The organism is Methylophaga thalassica MP, from assembly GCF_000214595.1.
GTDB lineage: Bacteria > Pseudomonadota > Gammaproteobacteria > Nitrosococcales > Methylophagaceae > Methylophaga > Methylophaga thalassica.
This window is the reverse complement of record NZ_AFIG01000003.1, coordinates 736,386-753,898: the sequence shown is the minus strand read 5'-3', so window position 1 is coordinate 753,898 and position 17,513 is coordinate 736,386. Positions and strand designations below refer to the sequence as shown.

Below are 17,513 nucleotides of genomic sequence, written 5' to 3'. Positions count from 1 at the left end.
ATGTGGCAAAAAATAATTGTCTTTGCTAGCGGACTATTATTAAGCAGTATTGTGTACGCTGATGGTAAACAGTTGCATGATACTGCTTGTTTGCAGTGTCATGCTTCCCTTGGAGGAGGAGATCCTTATCAGCTCTACAGTCGAACCGATAAGACAGTGAAAACTCTGGCGGGACTTGAGAAAAGGGTATCTTATTGTGTCAAAGCGGCTGATGTTACATGGACTGAACAACAAAAACGCACTGTGGTCGATTATTTAAATTCGACGTTTTACCATTTTAAATAAAATTTACCTGATTACGACCGCCCGTTTTCGAGCGATAAAGTGCTTGATCGGCGCGTTCAATCAAACTAATCGGGCTATCCTTGTCTTGGAAGCTACTGATGCCTGCTGAAACGGTTACCTGACCAATAGATTCATCACTGCCTTTTTTCTTCAGGCGGCTTTCAGAAAATTTTTCACGAATACTCTCTGTAATCATAAACGTCTCTTCGAGACTGGAATGCATGAATATTATAGCCATTTCTTCCCCTCCGAATCGTGCGGCCAGATGTATGTCGCTACACTGATTTTTTAAAAGGGAGGCAAAATATTGCAGGACTTTATCACCTAATAAATGTCCAAAGTTGTCATTGACTCTTTTGAAGTTATCGATATCAAACAACACAAGCGAAAACGTGTAACCTTTGCTGCATAAATACTGCAGTTCATTGTCAAAGGCGCCACGATTTAATAGTCCGGTCAGACTATCTGTTCTCGCCATTTCTTTTACGCTTTCCAATTCTTGCCGCAGTTTCATAATCTCTTCCGTCGAGCGTGTTAACTCACTCTTCAATTCGCCACTGCTGCTGCTAATCTGTTGTGTGTTTATCAGGATCTGGTTGACCAGCGTTTTGAGTTCATCAATATCATTACAGGTTTCGAGTTGTGCCTGGCTTTGCGTTAAACCCTGGCTGCATTGAGAAGCGGTTGCTTCCACCTTACTCAGGTTTTCCAGAGTATTATCAACAACGAGTTTTAGGCCATTATTGGTATTATTAAGCCGTTCAGGCATCCCCATTAATACATATTTTTCATAAAGATATTGCGTGACTTCTGGGGTAATTGCTTCATTTTTCTTTAAACGAGTATCAATGCTGTTCATCAAAGCCTGATTATCGCCCGAGACGTATTCATACCAAACCGCATAGTTCACAGGGGTGATGGGGGTTTTGTGGCGGTTCGCCAATAATAGACTTTGGCGTAAGTTTTCTGAGGCCTGTTGAAACTCGTGTTTATAGACGGGGGGAAACGACAATGTTTTACTCACGTGCTGGTATCCATATAGGCAACTGTCCAAGAGAATTCACTAATTCTCTAATTAAATCAAGTATATCGTGCTTGTTTACTGTGTTGCCACACGAAACAAGCCAACAGTGATGTGATGATGGGCAAAGCCATTAATATCAATTTACTGGACAACATGGCTTGAGCTGCGATGAAAGTAATGACAAGACACGCGGTCATGACAATGTTCTGTACCCAATTATTACCAGCCAGTATGGTACCCAAATGTTGCTCGGGGGAATGCAACTGAATAAGCGCATTTAATGGAATAATAAACAGGCCACCAAAAAGCCCAAAGCTAAAAATCGCCGCCGCAAATGCTGAAACAGTATGTAATGCAGGAATAATAAAAAGAATGAGACTCATCCCGACAGCACCGACAGGGATAAAAGATGTTTTGATATGGCCTTTTTCTCCGGTTCCAGCGACCATAGAGCCAACAACGATGCCGATGCCAGAGCAAGCCAGTAGTCCTTGAATAATCATCGTGTTATTTTCAGCCAGGACGATTTTTGCAAAAGCAGGGAATACGGCAAGAAAGGTTTGCGAAATCCCCCAGAAAAACGATAACCCCAGCACGGAGTACCAAATAATGGGGTTTGTTTTTAGCTGTTTCACATTGGTTTTCAGTAAATGACCTTTTACGTAATCTTTCCAGGGAAATTGATGTGAAGTAGATGCAATGTTGATATCAGCTAAGCGACAAGCCAATCGCCATTCCACAACAGATAAAATCACCAAAAGCCAACCGGCAGGAGCAATGTGTCTGATTAAGCTGGCTTCATTATGATAGGTCTGATCGAGCAGAAGCCATTCAAATAATACGGTAAAGACAATAATCCCGGTTAAGATAGCAACAATCGTGGTTGCCTGAATAAAACCATTGGCAGGAGATAAGTGAGCATCACCGCCCAGTTGTCGGATATAGCCATACTTTGCTGGAGAATAAATTGCACTCTGGATGGCAAGTATCAATGTCATGAAAAAGGCGAAAACAAACCATCCCTGATAGTAAGCCAATGTAATTAACAGTGTAATGATGATGGCTGAGAAAGCCGAGATTCTCATGATAAAGGGTTTGGAAAAGCGATCTGACAGAAAGCCTGCCGGTGTAAATAAAAAAATGAAGGGTAAAAGAATAAGTCCGTTAACAACGGCAGTCAGCGCAACCTGTGTTTGATCATCATAAATTTTGAAAATGGTATTTTGAATAATAATCTTATGACCCAGATCAACCATCGCATTGATAAAAGCCACGGCAATAAAGCTCATAAAGCCCGGTAATTTTACCGTGCTCAACAGGTTGGATGGTTTCAACGATTAGTCGTCCTTAAGTCTGACAGCGAGCACATCACAGTGAGCGTGATGAAGTACCGCATTAGCTGTTGAGCCCAAAAGACGCTTAAAGCCATGTCGACCATGTGAACCAACAATAATCAGATCAACATTATTTTCGTCAGCAACACGGACGATGTCATGTCCTGGCGTGCCTAATTCAACCCACTGCTGACTTGCAGGAATCGATAAACTTTCAGCCAGCGTTGCCAGTTGTTTTTTACCAGATTCCAATAGGGCATCACGCATATCGATATCGACGCTTATCATTGGTTCATAAGCAAAGTCGGTTAGAGGAAAGTCTTCAATAATATGGCAGATGCTGAGGTTTGCCTGATGCTGTTCAGCGAGTTCACGCGCTTTTGCACAGATCATATCTTTTTGTTTTGAAAAGTCCGTCGCAATCAAAATGTGCTGATATTTCATGTTATTCCCTCATGAAAAAGGGGCTGGTTAAGCCCCCTAATCGTATTATTTAATCATTATCCAAAAAGCGTTCTGCATCTAATGCTGCCATGCAGCCGGCGCCAGCAGATGTAATCGCCTGACGATAAATAGGATCGGATACATCGCCAGCAGCAAACACGCCAGGGACACTGGTTTGAGTGCCTTTTTTGAGAATGATGTAATCATGTTCCATCTCTAACTGGCCTTTGAATATGCCGGTGTTAGGTTGATGACCAATCGCAATAAACACACCGAGAACCGGGACTTCCTGAGTTGAACCATCTTCTGTACTTTTCACCCGGATGCCGGTCACACCAGAATCGTTACCTAATACTTCATCCAGTGTATGGTTCCATAATATTTCGACATTACCTTCTTCTGCTTTTTTCAACAGTTTATTCGATAAAATCTTTTCGGAACGGAAGGAGTCACGACGGTGAATAACAGTCACTTTTGAGGCAATATTCGATAGATATAACGCTTCTTCAACAGCCGTATTGCCGCCACCAACAACAGCGACATGCTGACCCTTGTAGAAGAAACCATCACAAGTTGCACAAGCAGAAACACCACGACCTTTAAACGCTTCTTCAGACTCCATACCTAAGTATTTTGCAGAGGCGCCTGTCGCGATGATTAAGGCATCGGCTGTATATTCACCCGCGTCACCAATCAAACGAAATGGACGCTGAGATAAATCAGTCGTGTGGATATGATCAAAGATGATATCCGTACCGAAACGTTCAGCGTGACGTTGCATACGCTGCATGAGTTCTGGTCCCTGGACACCTTCATCATCACCCGGCCAGTTATCAACATCGGTGGTCGTGGTTAATTGTCCACCTTGTTCAATGCCGGTAATCAATACGGGCTCTAATGCTGCTCTGGCTGCATAAACCGCAGCAGTGTAGCCCGCAGGACCAGAGCCTAAAATCAGTAAACGACAGTGTTTGCTGTCAGCCATAAGAGGTGCCTCCAAGAGAGTTATAAGATATCTATGGTTAGAGTAACCATTGCAATGATTTTGGACAAGCATCTAACTTCAAAAGCTGTGTTAAAATCAAGCGTTAATTTATTGGCAGGGTTGGAAATATCACAGTGACACAGTCGACACGTGTAAATGACAAGCAGAAACAAGAACTCAACTCTGGCGCAGTCGGCTTCCGTCTGCGTGAGGCAGCACTGATTTTGTCAGTCGCAATAGCGGCATACTTACTGTTGTCTTTATGGTCTTACCAACCGACTGATCCAGGCTGGTCAACTACCGGAACCGATGATGTTATTGCCAATAGTGGTGGCATTGTTGGTGCGTGGTTAGCCGATGCGTTGCTGTATGGCTTTGGTTTTCCTGCCTATTTATCGCCATTGATGATTGGCTTCAGTGGTTGGTTATTATTTAGCTGGGGTAAACGTGCTGATACCGAAGATGCGTTGCATTTCTGGGTATTAAAAATGGTGGGGTTATTAATGGCTTTAGCTGCCGCCAGTGGCCTCTCAAGTTTGAGTTTGACTGACTATGCCGCGTTATTACCCTTGGGTGCTGGTGGTGTACTAGGTGAAGTCGTTGGGCATGGATTTGAGTCAGTGTTTGGTGCTTCTGGTACCAGTTTATTATTGCTGGCGGTGTTACTGACAGGGGTCACGCTTTTTACCGGACTGTCTTGGTTGATGGTCATTGATAAGCTCGGTGCTATGGCGATGGTCGTCGCAATTCACGTGGCCCGCTGGTTACGTGAAATCAGAGAAGAACTGGATGCTAAGCGCACTCGTCAAAAACGCGAAGAAACCTTCTTGCAGCAGAAAGAAAAGTTACAGCATAAGGCAAAAGTACGTATTGAGCCTGTCATAGACAAAAAAGAGCCAAGCAAACGCGAAGAAAAAGAAAAACAAGTGCCTTTATTCGAAACGCCTGATGCGCCAGGCATGCCGGCACTGGCTTTATTGGATATGGCTCAACCCAGTAAGCAGGCCTATAGTGAAGAAGTATTGCAGGCGATGTCACGTCAGGTTGAGTTAAAACTGAAAGACTTTGGCGTGGAAGTTCAGGTTGTTGAAGTTCAGCCAGGGCCGGTGGTGACCCGCTTTGAATTGCAGCCCGCTCCAGGTATTAAAGTCAGCCGCATCAGTGGACTTGCGAAAGACTTAGCGAGAGCACTTTCCATCAGTAGTGTTCGGATTGTTGAAGTGATTCCAGGCAAACCAGTGGTGGGCTTAGAAATCCCTAATGAGAGTCGGGAAATTGTTCGCCTGCGTGAAATTCTGTCCTGTGAAGAGTATGAAAATAGCAAGTCAATGCTGATGATGGCCTTGGGTAAAGATATTGCCGGCCGTCCGGTAGTCGCTAACTTAGAAAAAATGCCGCATTTATTGGTGGCGGGGACAACAGGGTCGGGTAAATCAGTCGCCGTGAACGCCATGATTCTGAGTTTGTTATATAAAGCCACTCCTGATGATGTGCGTATGATCATGGTCGATCCGAAAATGCTGGAATTATCTATCTATGAAGATATTCCGCATTTATTAGCGCCTGTCGTGACCGATATGAAAGAAGCCGCTAATGCCTTGCGTTGGTGTGTGGCTGAAATGGAACGTCGTTACCCATTAATGGCTGCTTTGGGTGTGCGAAATATTGCTGGTTACAACAAAAAAGTCAGAGATGCGATTGAACGTGGTGAACCGATTAAAGATCCGACCATTGATGTTGAGCCCGGTGAGGTAGGACCTACCTTAGAGCCATTACCGTTTATTGTGGTGATCATTGATGAGCTTGCTGACATGATGATGGTGGTCGGTAAACAAGTCGAAGAATTGATTGCACGCTTGGCGCAAAAAGCACGGGCTTCCGGTATTCACCTTATTCTGGCAACACAAAGACCTTCTGTGGATGTTATTACCGGCTTGATTAAAGCCAATATTCCAACACGGATGGCATTCCAGGTGTCATCGCGAATTGACTCACGTACGATTCTTGACCAAATGGGCGCTGAGCAACTTTTAGGGCAGGGCGATATGCTCTACTTACCGCCAGGTAGCGGACTTCCTGAACGTGTTCATGGAGCGTTTGTTGATGATCATGAAGTACATAACGTGGTCGAGCATTTAAAGAAAAACTCACAACCCAATTATCTTGAAGAAATCACTCAGGATCAGAGCAGTGATGACGGCGATAGTGCGATTGGTGATCCAAGTGATGCTGAGTCAGATCCTCTCTATGATCAGGCCGTGCAGATAGTGGTGGAAAGTCGCCGGGCATCGGTTTCAGGTATTCAACGCAGGTTGAAAATTGGTTATAACCGTGCAGCTCGAATCGTCGAGGCGATGGAAGCGGCTGGGGTTGTATCCGCCATGCAGGGTAATGGTAGTCGTGAAGTTCTGGCACCACCGCCACGCGACTAATTCAGGAACCAGACTGGCAATCCAGAGTCAGTAGAACATGCAATTTATCTTTCGGAGTCATTGAATGACCATAAAAAATTTAGCACAAGGCTTTTTGCTATTGTTGCTTCCTGTTGTTGCCATGGCAGATATGAGCGGCACAGAAAAGCTTGATCATTTTGTTAAACAAGTGAATACATTTCAGGCCCATTTTGAGCAAACCGTTCTGGATCCAGATGGTAATTTAGTTGAACAGGCTCAGGGCGAATTCCAATTGGCAAGACCGGGTAAATTTCGTTGGGATTACAATGACCCATACCCACAGCATATCGTTGCTGATGGCCAGAATGTCTGGTTCTATGATGTTGATTTAGAACAAGTCACGGTTAAGGCACAAAACGAGGCCTTGGAAGATACACCGGCTACCTTATTATCGGGGCAGGCTTTACCTGAAGATAGCTACAATATTCGTAACCTCAAATCTGATGATGGTCTAAGCTGGGTAGAGTTAACACCTAAACAGAGCGGCAGTAACTTTCAGTCTGTGATGCTGGCCTTTAATAAAGATGAGTTACAGCAAATGATCATGCGTGATAGCTTTGATCAAAGAACTCGCTTAATGTTCAGCCAGGTGAAGATTAATCCGCAGTTTAAAAAAGATACTTTTAAATTTAGTGCACCCGAAGGCATAGACATTGTAGGTGAAGCGCAGCAGTGAGTTTGTTTGATCAAGTTGATGACTTAGCTGGACGGCCTCTTGCGGATCGCATGCGTCCAAAGACGCTTGACCAGTATATTGGACAGACACATTTGCTGGGTGCAGGTAAGCCGCTGCGTCAGGCAATTGCTTCTGGTCATCCTCATTCCATGATTTTTTGGGGCCCACCCGGAACAGGTAAAACTACCTTAGCTAAACTTATTGCAGGTTATTGTGATGCTGAGTTTATTACCATTTCGGCAGTGTTAGCTGGGGTGAAAGAAGTAAGAGCCGCCGTTGCACGCGCTCAACAGTTATTGCAGGAGCGTGGCCGCAGAACCATGTTGTTTGTGGACGAGGTACATCGCTTTAATAAATCGCAGCAAGATGCTTTTTTACCTTATGTTGAAGATGGTACGTTCACCTTTATTGGTGCCACCACAGAAAATCCTTCTTTTGAATTAAATAACGCTTTGTTATCCCGTGCTAGGGTCTATGTGCTTAAATCATTAGAAGCTGAGGATTTACGCCAAATCATTGACCGGGCAATGTCAGATGAGGAGTTGGGACTTGCTGACAGAGGCATCGAAGTTGGCGAGTCATTACGTGATCAGTTAGCACAAACGGCAGATGGTGATGGTCGCAGAGTGTTAAATCTACTTGAAATAGCCGTGGATTTGGCTGATAGCAAAGGTCAAAAAGCGGTGGATGAGCATGACCTTGCTGAAGTCTTATCCGGGACGATTCGACGTTTTGATAAAGGGGGTGAAGCTTTTTACGATCAAATTTCAGCCTTGCACAAATCCGTGCGTGGCTCAGCACCTGATGCGGCTCTCTATTGGTTATGTCGCATGTTGGATGGTGGTTGTGATCCTGTATACCTGATGCGCAGAGTGGTCAGAATGGCAGCTGAAGATATTGGTAATGCCGATCCCCGAGGCTTACGCATTGCGCTGGATGCCTGGGAAAGTTTTGACAAGCTGGGGAGTCCAGAAGGTGAATTGGCCATCGCCCAAGCAGTTGTTTATCTTGCCTGTGCACCCAAAAGTAATGCGGTGTATACCGCTTTTAAAGCCGCCATGCATGATGCAAAATCCCATGGCTCGGCTGAAGTACCGGTACATTTACGTAATGCGCCCACCAAATTGATGAAAGAGCTGGGCTATGGCAGAGAGTATCGTTATGCACATGATGAGCCTGATGCTTATGCTATTGGGGAAACCTATTTCCCCGATTCAATGCGTGAGCGGGAATATTATCAACCGGTTAATCGTGGCCTTGAAATAAAAATAGCAGAGAAATTAGAGCGACTCAGAGCTATGGATAAGCAGGCTCGGCAGAAATAATCTAGCTATTGACGTAGAGATCGTAGCGGGTATTTTTACTCTGAATACTGGCGCTCGGTTTCTGATTGCCAACAAACTCAGCGCCTTTGGGACGTTTCACCACAACTCGACGCAGAGCTACCTGTCTCGCTACCGAGAGTAATTCTTCACTATTTGTATCTGGTCCGATAAGCTGGTGTAGCGCCTGCATCTCTTTTTTCACTAAGGCCGATTTATCCCGGCTGGGGTACATGGGATCCATATAAATGACATCAGGACGTTCCTGTACAGTCGATAAAAAATCGATGGCATTGGCATGATGGATAGTCATTCGCTGAGTGATGTGTCTCACCTCATCTTCCATCTCTTCTTGTTGTAATGCATCCTCAATCAGCAAACTTATCACTGGACTTTGCTCAAGCATCGTGACTGTACTTCCTAAAGAGGCTAATACAAAAGCATCTCTGGCAAAGCCAGCTGTGGCATCAATAATTTTGGGGGTATGTCCTTGTTTCATACCAACGGCTTTGGCTAATGGCTGTCCTTTGCCACCACCGAATTTACGGCGATGATCATATTTGCCTGAGCTGAAATTGATAAAAACAGGCTTACCGATATCAGGCACCTGCAAACTCAATCGCTGCTCTTCAACCAATAGTTGTACAAATGACTTATCAAGTACCTTAATAGGCACAGAAAGTTTTGTTTCGAGAAGTTTTGCTCGTGGCAGTGCTGCTGAAGTCACTGCCACGAGACTATCTAGTTCATTATTCAACGGTGGTAATAAACTGTCCAAAGGAGCGAGGCCCCTTGCCTGTCTCAATGGAATTAATGACTTTTTCTGTTTTTGTATCAATTACAGAAACGGTATTATTTCCCCAGTTTACCGCATAGAGCTGTGAACCATCGGCACTAATATCTATACCTTCAGGTGTATCTTCAATCTCAATAGTATTGGTAATGTTGAAAGAAGTGGTATCGACTACAGAGATGGTCGCCTCATCCTGATTGATGACATACAGCTTTTTATTATCACGACTAACAACCGCGCAATAAGGCCATTCTCCGACAGGAATAGTTTGGATGACTTTGGCTGTTTTAGTATCAATGGCAGTGACATCACTACTTTCAACGTTGACACTATAAACACGAGAGCCATCAGGTGAAATGGCCACTCCAAATGGCGAATTACCTACATCGACGGTGTGGGTGACCTCGTCATTGTTGAGGTCAATGAATGACACACTGTTATCATCGCGATTAGCCACATATAGCCGCTGACGTTTTCCATCACTGACAAGACCAGCAGGAGACTTTCCAACTGCAATCGTATCGATTAACTCTCCCGAGTCAGGATTAATAATTCGAATATTATTTTCGTACCAGTCTGCTACATAGACGCGTTTACCATCCTTAGAAGATGTCACACCAACAGGTCCAGGCCCGACTTTTATCTGACGGAGTTCAGTAAGCGACTTTAAATCAAGCACAGAAATCGTTTGTCCGTCTGGATTAGTGACAAAAGCCATATCATGATATGGGCTGACACTAATACCAGCTGGGTGTTCACCGACAGGAATGGTTTTGATAACGGTCTGTGTGCTGAGATCGATGACGCTGACATTACTCGATAGTTGATTGGTAATCAGCGCATACTCTGGCTTATCATCAGCACAGCTAGTTAGAATGAAGCAGAATGAAAGAAAAAAGGCGACCCTGAGAAGAGTCGCCTTTTGAGCATTTTGAAACCACATGATGGAATTATTTTTCCAGCATCGCTTTCAGGTTGTTCAGACCTGATGTGTAAACACCTTTAACGGCATTAACAGCATCTTCATCACTTTGACCTTCTGGTACTGGAGGGTTATCCATGAATGAACGATAGAATTTACCTTTCCAAGTGACTTCAGAACCACCATCTTTCGCTTTGACTGATAACCAAGATTTATAGTTATTTACAGGCAGAGTGTAGTAAGGTGTGTCTTTGCTGTTATATGTAATTGTTTTGATAACGCTCATTTTTTCGATTTTGTAGATCATCATCATTTTGTCGTTATCAAGCTTTTCTAATTTTTCAGTGATGGTTGGATGACCTTCACCTTTCAGTGTTAATTTACGTTCGTTATCACTTAGCATTTCAACACTTGCCACAGCTGGGTGCCATTTATCAATTGCGGTAAAGTCGCTTAACACGGCCCATACTTTTTCTGGTGAAGCATTGATAAAGACAGATTCTTTAACAGATTGTCTTGTTGGACCATGTGCACTTGCAATCATCGGTAATACAGCAAGTGTAATGGCAAAAAACTGTAATATTTTTTTCATTATTTCTATCTCCGTTTTTCAATAAATCCGACAGTGACGTTAACAAAGCCATCCTGAACACAGTCTGAACAAATGTCATCGAACACGTATCACCATAAGTTGGACTGCACACTGTATCGGAACTATTTAACATTTTCCACAAGGATATTTGACTTAGTCACGCATATTAATGAAAATTAACGACCTTTATATTCTACTAGACAAGCGGAGAAGCCTGTGCCACTGATAAAAATCAGGGACTTGCACTTTTATCGTGGTGACCGAGTCATTTTTGATGGCGTAAACATCGACATTCAGCGTGGTAAGGTTACAGCTATCATGGGACCAAGTGGCACCGGTAAGACCACTTTACTAAAGCTGATTGGTGGTCAGTTACGCCCAGATAAGGGAACGATAGAAGTCGATGGACAGGATGTTCATAAGTTATCTCACTCTGAGCTCTATGAGCTTCGTAAACGTATGGGCATGCTATTTCAAAGCGGTGCCCTATTAACGGATATTAATGTTTTTGATAACGTCGCATTTCCGCTACGTGAACATACCAACCTGCCGGAATCGATGATACGCGACTTGGTGTTGATGAAGTTACAGGCCGTAGGGCTTCGTAATGCCCGTCATCTTTCACCAAACGAGTTATCTGGTGGTATGGCCAGACGTGTAGCGTTAGCTCGGGCTGTTGCGCTGGAGCCTATGATGATCATGTACGACGAACCATTTACAGGCCAGGACCCTATCTCTATGGGAACTCTCGTTAATCTGATTCATCGTATTAACGATGCCATGAAATTAACCAGTATTGTTGTCTCTCATGACGTGGCTGAAACAGCTGAAATTGCTGACTATATTTACCTTATGTCAGGGGGTAAAATTATCGAACACGGTTCTCCTGTGCAGTTGAAACGTTCGGGCTCACAATGGGTTCAGCAGTTCATGCAGGGATTGCCGGACGGCCCAGTTCCATTTCATTACGCTGGCCCCGACTTCGCTGAGGACTTACTCAATCCTGAGGATAATGCATGATAAACTATATTCGAAGTCTTGGACGATGGGGACTCGGCTCATTCGAACGTCTTGGACGTGCCCACCTATTATTAGTGGCGATGTTAGCAGGCATACCTGGTCTGTTTTTGAGGTTTTCGCTCGTTATACAGCAGTTATTTTCGATCGGTGTTCTTTCGGTGATGCTGATCCTGGTTTCTGGTTTATTTGTCGGTATGGTACTCGGACTGCAAGGGTATAATACGCTTGTCGATTTTGGTGCAGAAGAGTCACTTGGTGTCATGGTTTCTCTGTCTCTGGTAAGAGAGCTCGGACCTGTAGTCAGTGCTCTATTGTTCGCTGGTCGTGCAGGTTCTGCACTGACTGCCGAAATAGGCCTGATGAAAAGTACAGAACAGTTGTCAGGTATGGAAATGATGGCTGTTGACCCAATAAAGCGAATTATTGCTCCCCGTTTCTTGGCTGGGATTATCTCGATGCCTTTACTCGCTGCCATTTTTAGTGCTGTGGGTGTGTTGGGAGGCTTTTTGGTCGGTCATGGCTTGCTCGGCGTTGATGATGGCGCTTTCTGGTCTCAGATGCAGGCCAAAACAGACTTATTTGAAGATATTTTTAATGGCGTGATCAAAAGTGTCGTATTTGGTCTTGTTGTTACATGGATTGCCTTATTTGAAGGGTATGATGCGGTGCCAACGTCAGAAGGTGTTGGTAGAGCGACAACTCGTACAGTAGTACATTCAGCCTTTGCTATCTTGGGACTGGACTTTGTACTGACTGCGTTGATGTTTGGAGATTAGAGAGAATGATGCAGAGTAAGAGTACTGAAATTACTGTTGGAATGTTTGTCGCGGCGGGTATTGCTGCGTTATTTATGCTGGCAATGAAAGTGAGCAACCTCGGTGACTTAACGGAAGAAAAGGGATACCAGGTAACAGCTGAGTTTGGAAATATTGGTGGTTTAAAAGTTCGCTCACCGGTCACGATGGCAGGAGTGAGAGTCGGACGTGTTGCTGATATCAGTCTTGACCCAAAGACATTTGATGCCAAAGTCACACTTAATATTTATCCCCAGTTTGATAATATTCCGCTCGATACATCAGCCAGTATCTACACTGCTGGATTATTAGGTGAGCAATACATTGGTCTGGTTGCTGGTGCTGAAGATGAATCTTTAAAAAATGGCGATGTCATAACACTTACTCAACCAGCACTGGTTCTTGAACAAGTTATCGGCCAGTTTTTATACAGTAAAGCTGAAGGCAACGAATAAATGAACACGAAAATGATAAGCAAATATATTTTGTCTCTGATGGCAGGCTTTTTTCTTGCAACAAGTTTAACGGTTTCGGCGGATAGTATGCCTGTGCCTCAAGCATTGGTTAAAAATGCATCCGATGAAATGTTAAAAGCACTGAAAGATAATAAAGCTGAGCTAAACCACAACCCGGATAAGATTTACTCGTTAGTCGAACAAATTCTTATGCCGTATTTTGATTTTGAAAAAATGTCCAAACTGGCTTTGGGTAAAAACTGGCGCCAGCTAGATAATGAACAACGAGTTAAATTCGTTGAAGAGTTCCGACTGCTACTTATCAGAACCTATTCAACCGCTATGCTTGAATATACAAATGAAGAAATCCGCTTGTTACCTTTCCGTGATGATGTCTCCAGAAAACGGGTGACTGTGCCTATGGAAGTCGTTCAACCAGCAGGTCCTCCGATTCCTATGTCATTGGCGTTGTATGAAAATGATGACAATGCATGGAAAGTTTATGACGTGAAAATTGATGGCGTAAGTTTAGTCACAAATTACCGCTCAAGCTTTGCTACACAGATTCGTAACAAAGGTGTTGATAATCTGATCAGTGATTTAGCTGACCGTAATGCAAAATTAAAATCATGAGCGAATTGTTTGCTATCAAATACGAAGAGCACTCTAAGCGTTTTGTAGTGACCGGAGAGATGACACTTGAGTCAGCAAAGATTGCTTTAACAGAATCAAAAGGTGTCTTCGATGCGGTAAACGACATTGAAATTGATTTACAACATGTCACTCAGGCTGACAGCGCAGGTTTGGCTTTACTAGTAGATTGGATGAGAGCGGCTAAAAAAGCCAAGAAATCAATCGCATTCAAGCATTTACCTGAACAGATGGACGCTATTGCTAAAGCATCTGGCTTAGATGAATTGCTGCCACTAAAATAAATTTGAAAGCTATAAACTCATGAAAGCATCTGATATTAAACAAATGATTGAAGCCGGATTACCTGATGCCGAAGTACAGGTATTTGGTGATGATGGACAGCACTTTGATGCTCGCGTCGTCAGTCCATCTTTTGCAGGTAAAACTTTAGTACAACAACATAAAATGGTGAAAGAAACGCTGGGAGATAAATTTACCAGTGGTGAAATTCACGCTCTATCATTAAAAACTTCTGCGGCCTAGCAGTAGACAATACAAAGACTGTTATGGACAAATTGATTATTAGTGGCGGTGTAGCACTAGACGGTGAAATACGTATATCAGGTGCTAAGAATGCTGCATTACCCATTTTAATGGGGGCATTACTGGCTGACTCTGCTGTGCGTATCGGTAATGTGCCACATTTGCATGATATTACCACTACACTTGAGTTACTCGGTCGCATGGGGGTCACACTTACCGTTGATGAACGGTCTGGTGTTGTTATTGACCCAACTACCTTGACTGACACCGAAGCGGCCTATGATCTTGTCAAAACCATGCGAGCTTCTATTCTGGTGCTTGGGCCGTTATTAGCAAAATATGGCAAAGCAGACGTATCACTTCCTGGTGGCTGCGCGATTGGTTCACGTCCGGTCGATCTACATCTGCGTGGCTTACAGCAAATGGGTGCAGACATACGTGTTGAAAATGGTTATATCCGTGCCACAAGTGGTAAGGGGTTGAAAGGGGCGCATATTTTCATGGATCAGGTTACCGTTACCGGTACTGAGAATCTGATGATGGCGGCCACTTTAGCGCAAGGTACTACCACCATTGAAAATGCAGCCAGAGAGCCAGAAGTCGTCGATCTAGCCAATTATCTGAATCAAATGGGGGCAAAAATATCTGGCATCGGAACCGCCACACTTGTGATTGAGGGTGTTAAGTCATTATCAGGTACCAAATATCAGATATTACCAGACCGCATTGAAACAGGTACTTATCTCGTTGCAGCCGCATTGACCCGTGGACGAGTCAAGTTAAAAGATACTGATGCCAATCAATTAGAGTCTGTTTTGTTAAAGCTTGAAGAGGCTGGGGCATCCATCAGCGTCGGTGATGACTGGATTTCTCTCGACATGCATGGCAATAGACCTAAAGCTGTGAATATTAGAACAGCACCATATCCAGCTTTCCCAACGGATATGCAGGCTCAGTTCACTGCGTTGAATAGTATTGCTGAAGGCCAGGCCACTATTGTTGAAACGGTTTTTGAAAACCGCTTTATGCATGTGCAAGAAATGCAACGAATGGGGGCTAATTTACAAATTGAAGGCAATACTGTGGTGTGCAAAGGCCGTGATTATCTGACGGGAGCACCGGTAATGGCGACTGATTTACGGGCATCTGCCTGTCTGGTTCTTGCTGCTTTGGTTGCCGAGGGTGAAACGGTAGTAGAGCGTATTTACCACATCGATCGTGGCTACGAATGTATTGAAGAGAAGTTGCAGCAGTTAGGCGCGAAGATTCGTCGTATTCCGAGCTCTGCGAGGTCAGATAATGTCTGATACGTTGACGCTTGCTTTATCAAAAGGACGCATTTTCAAAGAAACCTTACCTTTACTTGCAGCAGCAGGAATTGTGCCCGTTGATGATCCTGAAACCAGTCGTAAACTGATTCTTGATACCAACCTGCCTGATGTAAAATTAATTATTGTCAGGGCTTCTGATGTGCCTACCTATGTTGAATACGGCGGTGCCGATATTGGTGTGGCGGGTAAAGATGTTCTAATGGAACATCCGCACGCTGAACTATATGAACCTGTTGATTTGAAAATCGCGCGCTGTAAATTAATGACTGCGGGTAAGCCCGATGTTGAGCCGAGCTCTGGTAGATTGCGTGTAGCCACCAAATTTGTTGAGAGTACTCGCCGTTTCTATGCTGAAAAAGGCGAGCAAGTTGAAATTATCAAGCTCTATGGTTCAATGGAGCTGGCTCCGTTGGTTGGCCTGGCAGACCGAATCGTTGACGTAGTCGATACAGGTAACACCTTACGTGCTAACGGTTTGATTCCGATGGAACATATTGCGGATATAAGTTCTAGATTAGTGGTCAATAAAGCATCGATGAAAATGAAACATAAACGAATGCAATCTTTTATTGAACACATTAGAGACGCGGTTAGAGAACAAAACAATGATTGAATTAAAACAGCTCAGTGCATCACAAGCTGATTTCTGGTCTTCCCTTGAAGAAATTCTTGCCTGGGAAGGTGTATCAGATGACAAAGTAACAGACATTGTTAAGGAAATACTTGCAGAGGTGAAATCACGTGGTGATGAAGCCGTGCTCGAGTATAGCCGTCGTTTTGATCATGTCACTGCTGAAAAAATGTCTGATCTTGAGATTTCTCTGGAGCGAGCAAAAGCAGCATTAGAAAATATTCCGGCAGAACAAAGACAAGCGCTTGAAGCAGCAGCACAGCGTGTGCGTCAATATCATGACCATCAAAAACAGAGTTCGTGGAGCTATAAGGAAGAAGACGGTACTTTGCTTGGACAACAGGTGACACCTTTAGACCGGGCTGGACTCTATGTACCAGGTGGTAAAGCCGCTTATCCATCCTCTGTATTAATGAATGCGATTCCGGCAAAAGTGGCTGGGGTACAAGAGCTAATTATGGTGGTGCCGACACCGAATGGTGAAGTCAACGAGTTAGTACTGGCAGCGGCAGCCGTTGCAGGCGTCGATCGTATCTTTGCTGTGGGTGGTGCTCAGGCTGTAGCTGCACTGGCCTACGGTACAGAAACTATTCCACAGGTGGATAAGATTGTGGGGCCGGGTAACATCTTCGTGGCTACTGCAAAAGGCATGGTTTTTGGTACCGTTGGTATTGATATGATTGCCGGACCTTCTGAGATTTTGGTGATTTGTGATGGTAAAACCGATCCTGACTGGATTGCCATGGACCTGTTTTCACAGGCAGAACATGATGAAGATGCTCAATCGATATTGATATCGCCTGATGCCGATTTCCTGGAAAAAGTCAAAGTTTCAATTGCTAAGCTTTTGCCGACCATGGAACGTAAAGAGATTATCTCCACATCACTCAAAAATCGTGCAGCGCTTATTCACGTTGACGATATGGATGTGGCTGTTGAGGTTGCCAACTTTATCGCCGCTGAACACTTAGAATTATCTGTCGATGAACCGATGGAAATGGCAAAGAAAATCCGTCATGCAGGTGCTATTTTCTTAGGCCGCTATACACCTGAGGCTTTGGGTGATTATTGTGCGGGACCTAACCACGTATTACCGACATCAAGAACAGCAAGATTCAGTTCGCCGCTGGGTGTGTATGACTTCCAAAAACGTTCCAGTTTGATTCAGGTATCTGCACAAGGCGCACAGAGTTTAGGTCAGATCGCCTCGGTTTTAGCGCGTGGTGAAAGTCTTACAGCTCATGCTCGTTCAGCAGAATATCGTCTTAAGGATTAA

The 17,513-nt window shown here is 44.1% G+C and carries 20 protein-coding genes; 13 read left to right on the top strand and 7 right to left on the bottom strand.

Going from position 1 to position 17,513, the window contains the following annotated elements; genetic code table 11:
• On the top strand, positions 1-285 hold the full coding sequence (locus MAMP_RS15245; RefSeq protein ID WP_007146999.1) for a c-type cytochrome: 285 nt from the start codon (positions 1-3) through the stop codon (positions 283-285).
• Here MAMP_RS15245 and MAMP_RS15240 read toward each other — a convergent pair.
• The 4 genes from MAMP_RS15240 to trxB are packed head-to-tail and all read right to left on the bottom strand — an operon-like array spanning position 278 to position 4,072.
• Positions 278-1,309 (bottom strand): GGDEF domain-containing protein, encoded by a 1,032-nt coding sequence (locus tag MAMP_RS15240; RefSeq protein ID WP_007146998.1) that lies wholly within the window; start codon positions 1,307-1,309, stop codon positions 278-280. The genes MAMP_RS15245 and MAMP_RS15240 overlap by 8 nt on opposite strands.
• Before the next feature lie 56 nt (positions 1,310-1,365).
• Positions 1,366-2,643: an MFS transporter gene (locus MAMP_RS15235; protein WP_007146997.1), complete on the bottom strand. Its 1,278-nt coding sequence runs from the start codon at positions 2,641-2,643 to the stop codon at positions 1,366-1,368.
• 3 nt (positions 2,644-2,646) lie between these two features.
• Complete coding sequence (locus MAMP_RS15230; protein ID WP_007146996.1) at positions 2,647-3,087, bottom strand: universal stress protein; 441 nt, start codon at positions 3,085-3,087, stop codon at positions 2,647-2,649.
• Positions 3,088-3,136: 49 nt separating this feature from the next.
• A complete protein-coding gene (trxB, locus tag MAMP_RS15225) occupies positions 3,137-4,072 on the bottom strand; it encodes a thioredoxin-disulfide reductase (RefSeq protein ID WP_007146995.1) in 936 nt (311 codons plus the stop codon).
• 134 nt (positions 4,073-4,206) lie between these two features.
• Between trxB and MAMP_RS15220 the strand changes: the two genes are divergently transcribed.
• The 3 genes from MAMP_RS15220 to MAMP_RS15210 all read left to right on the top strand — a co-directional run bounded on the left by MAMP_RS15220 (position 4,207) and on the right by MAMP_RS15210 (position 8,526).
• Positions 4,207-6,504 carry a DNA translocase FtsK gene (locus tag MAMP_RS15220; protein ID WP_007146994.1) on the top strand — a complete coding sequence of 766 codons (2,298 nt, stop codon included), beginning with the start codon at positions 4,207-4,209 and terminating at the stop codon, positions 6,502-6,504.
• Between the two features lie 64 nt (positions 6,505-6,568).
• Complete coding sequence (lolA, locus tag MAMP_RS15215) at positions 6,569-7,201, top strand: outer membrane lipoprotein chaperone LolA (RefSeq protein ID WP_007146993.1); 633 nt, start codon at positions 6,569-6,571, stop codon at positions 7,199-7,201.
• A complete protein-coding gene (locus MAMP_RS15210; protein WP_007146992.1) occupies positions 7,198-8,526 on the top strand; it encodes a replication-associated recombination protein A in 1,329 nt (442 codons plus the stop codon). The genes lolA and MAMP_RS15210 overlap by 4 nt, the downstream gene beginning before the upstream one ends.
• A gap of 1 nt (position 8,527) precedes the next feature.
• On the opposite strand, the gene MAMP_RS15205 is transcribed toward MAMP_RS15210, so the two are convergent.
• From MAMP_RS15205 to MAMP_RS15195, 3 genes are read right to left on the bottom strand one after another with little or no spacing between them, the layout of a single operon-like run.
• The gene (locus MAMP_RS15205; RefSeq protein ID WP_237701237.1) at positions 8,528-9,301 is read right to left on the bottom strand and encodes a class I SAM-dependent methyltransferase; all 774 of its coding nucleotides are present in this window, start codon (positions 9,299-9,301) and stop codon (positions 8,528-8,530) included.
• Complete coding sequence (locus MAMP_RS15200; RefSeq protein ID WP_007146990.1) at positions 9,273-10,259, bottom strand: YVTN family beta-propeller repeat protein; 987 nt, start codon at positions 10,257-10,259, stop codon at positions 9,273-9,275. Before MAMP_RS15200 ends, MAMP_RS15205 begins: the two co-directional genes overlap by 29 nt.
• Before the next feature lie 7 nt (positions 10,260-10,266).
• Complete coding sequence (locus MAMP_RS15195) at positions 10,267-10,830, bottom strand: SRPBCC family protein (protein ID WP_007146989.1); 564 nt, start codon at positions 10,828-10,830, stop codon at positions 10,267-10,269.
• A gap of 216 nt (positions 10,831-11,046) precedes the next feature.
• On the opposite strand from MAMP_RS15195, the gene MAMP_RS15190 reads away from it, so the two are divergent.
• Genes MAMP_RS15190 through hisD form a run of 9 tightly spaced genes read left to right on the top strand, consistent with a single transcriptional unit; the run spans position 11,047 to position 17,513 of the window.
• Positions 11,047-11,850 carry an ABC transporter ATP-binding protein gene (locus tag MAMP_RS15190; protein ID WP_007146988.1) on the top strand — a complete coding sequence of 268 codons (804 nt, stop codon included), beginning with the start codon at positions 11,047-11,049 and terminating at the stop codon, positions 11,848-11,850.
• A complete protein-coding gene (gene mlaE, locus MAMP_RS15185; protein ID WP_007146987.1) occupies positions 11,847-12,626 on the top strand; it encodes a lipid asymmetry maintenance ABC transporter permease subunit MlaE in 780 nt (259 codons plus the stop codon). The genes MAMP_RS15190 and mlaE overlap by 4 nt, the downstream gene beginning before the upstream one ends.
• A gap of 5 nt (positions 12,627-12,631) precedes the next feature.
• Complete coding sequence (gene mlaD / locus MAMP_RS15180) at positions 12,632-13,099, top strand: outer membrane lipid asymmetry maintenance protein MlaD (RefSeq protein WP_007146986.1); 468 nt, start codon at positions 12,632-12,634, stop codon at positions 13,097-13,099.
• Between the two features lie 12 nt (positions 13,100-13,111).
• Entirely contained in the window at positions 13,112-13,732 is a 621-nt protein-coding gene (locus MAMP_RS15175; protein WP_139031946.1) for an MlaC/ttg2D family ABC transporter substrate-binding protein, read from the top strand.
• Positions 13,729-14,034 carry an STAS domain-containing protein gene (locus MAMP_RS15170; RefSeq protein WP_007146984.1) on the top strand — a complete coding sequence of 102 codons (306 nt, stop codon included), beginning with the start codon at positions 13,729-13,731 and terminating at the stop codon, positions 14,032-14,034. The genes MAMP_RS15175 and MAMP_RS15170 overlap by 4 nt, the downstream gene beginning before the upstream one ends.
• 19 nt (positions 14,035-14,053) lie before the next feature.
• On the top strand, positions 14,054-14,275 hold the full coding sequence (locus tag MAMP_RS15165; protein WP_007146983.1) for a BolA family protein: 222 nt from the start codon (positions 14,054-14,056) through the stop codon (positions 14,273-14,275).
• A 23-nt stretch (positions 14,276-14,298) separates the two neighbouring features.
• Positions 14,299-15,582 (top strand): UDP-N-acetylglucosamine 1-carboxyvinyltransferase, encoded by a 1,284-nt coding sequence (murA, locus tag MAMP_RS15160; protein WP_007146982.1) that lies wholly within the window; start codon positions 14,299-14,301, stop codon positions 15,580-15,582.
• The gene (hisG, locus tag MAMP_RS15155) at positions 15,575-16,219 is read left to right on the top strand and encodes an ATP phosphoribosyltransferase (RefSeq protein ID WP_007146981.1); all 645 of its coding nucleotides are present in this window, start codon (positions 15,575-15,577) and stop codon (positions 16,217-16,219) included. The genes murA and hisG overlap by 8 nt, the downstream gene beginning before the upstream one ends.
• The gene (hisD, locus tag MAMP_RS15150; protein ID WP_007146980.1) at positions 16,212-17,513 is read left to right on the top strand and encodes a histidinol dehydrogenase; all 1,302 of its coding nucleotides are present in this window, start codon (positions 16,212-16,214) and stop codon (positions 17,511-17,513) included. Before hisG ends, hisD begins: the two co-directional genes overlap by 8 nt.

Coding starts and splice junctions, on each gene's coding strand:
- MAMP_RS15245 (WP_007146999.1), top strand. CDS start 1: ATGTGGCAAAAAATAATTGTCTTTGCTAGCGGACTATTATTAAGCAGT.
- MAMP_RS15230 (WP_007146996.1), bottom strand. CDS start 3,087: ATGAAATATCAGCACATTTTGATTGCGACGGACTTTTCAAAACAAAAA.
- trxB (WP_007146995.1), bottom strand. CDS start 4,072: ATGGCTGACAGCAAACACTGTCGTTTACTGATTTTAGGCTCTGGTCCT.
- lolA (WP_007146993.1), top strand. CDS start 6,569: ATGACCATAAAAAATTTAGCACAAGGCTTTTTGCTATTGTTGCTTCCT.
- MAMP_RS15200 (WP_007146990.1), bottom strand. CDS start 10,259: ATGTGGTTTCAAAATGCTCAAAAGGCGACTCTTCTCAGGGTCGCCTTT.
- MAMP_RS15195 (WP_007146989.1), bottom strand. CDS start 10,830: ATGAAAAAAATATTACAGTTTTTTGCCATTACACTTGCTGTATTACCG.
- mlaE (WP_007146987.1), top strand. CDS start 11,847: ATGATAAACTATATTCGAAGTCTTGGACGATGGGGACTCGGCTCATTC.
- mlaD (WP_007146986.1), top strand. CDS start 12,632: ATGATGCAGAGTAAGAGTACTGAAATTACTGTTGGAATGTTTGTCGCG.
- MAMP_RS15175 (WP_139031946.1), top strand. CDS start 13,112: ATGATAAGCAAATATATTTTGTCTCTGATGGCAGGCTTTTTTCTTGCA.
- MAMP_RS15170 (WP_007146984.1), top strand. CDS start 13,729: ATGAGCGAATTGTTTGCTATCAAATACGAAGAGCACTCTAAGCGTTTT.
- MAMP_RS15165 (WP_007146983.1), top strand. CDS start 14,054: ATGAAAGCATCTGATATTAAACAAATGATTGAAGCCGGATTACCTGAT.
- murA (WP_007146982.1), top strand. CDS start 14,299: ATGGACAAATTGATTATTAGTGGCGGTGTAGCACTAGACGGTGAAATA.
- hisG (WP_007146981.1), top strand. CDS start 15,575: ATGTCTGATACGTTGACGCTTGCTTTATCAAAAGGACGCATTTTCAAA.
- hisD (WP_007146980.1), top strand. CDS start 16,212: ATGATTGAATTAAAACAGCTCAGTGCATCACAAGCTGATTTCTGGTCT.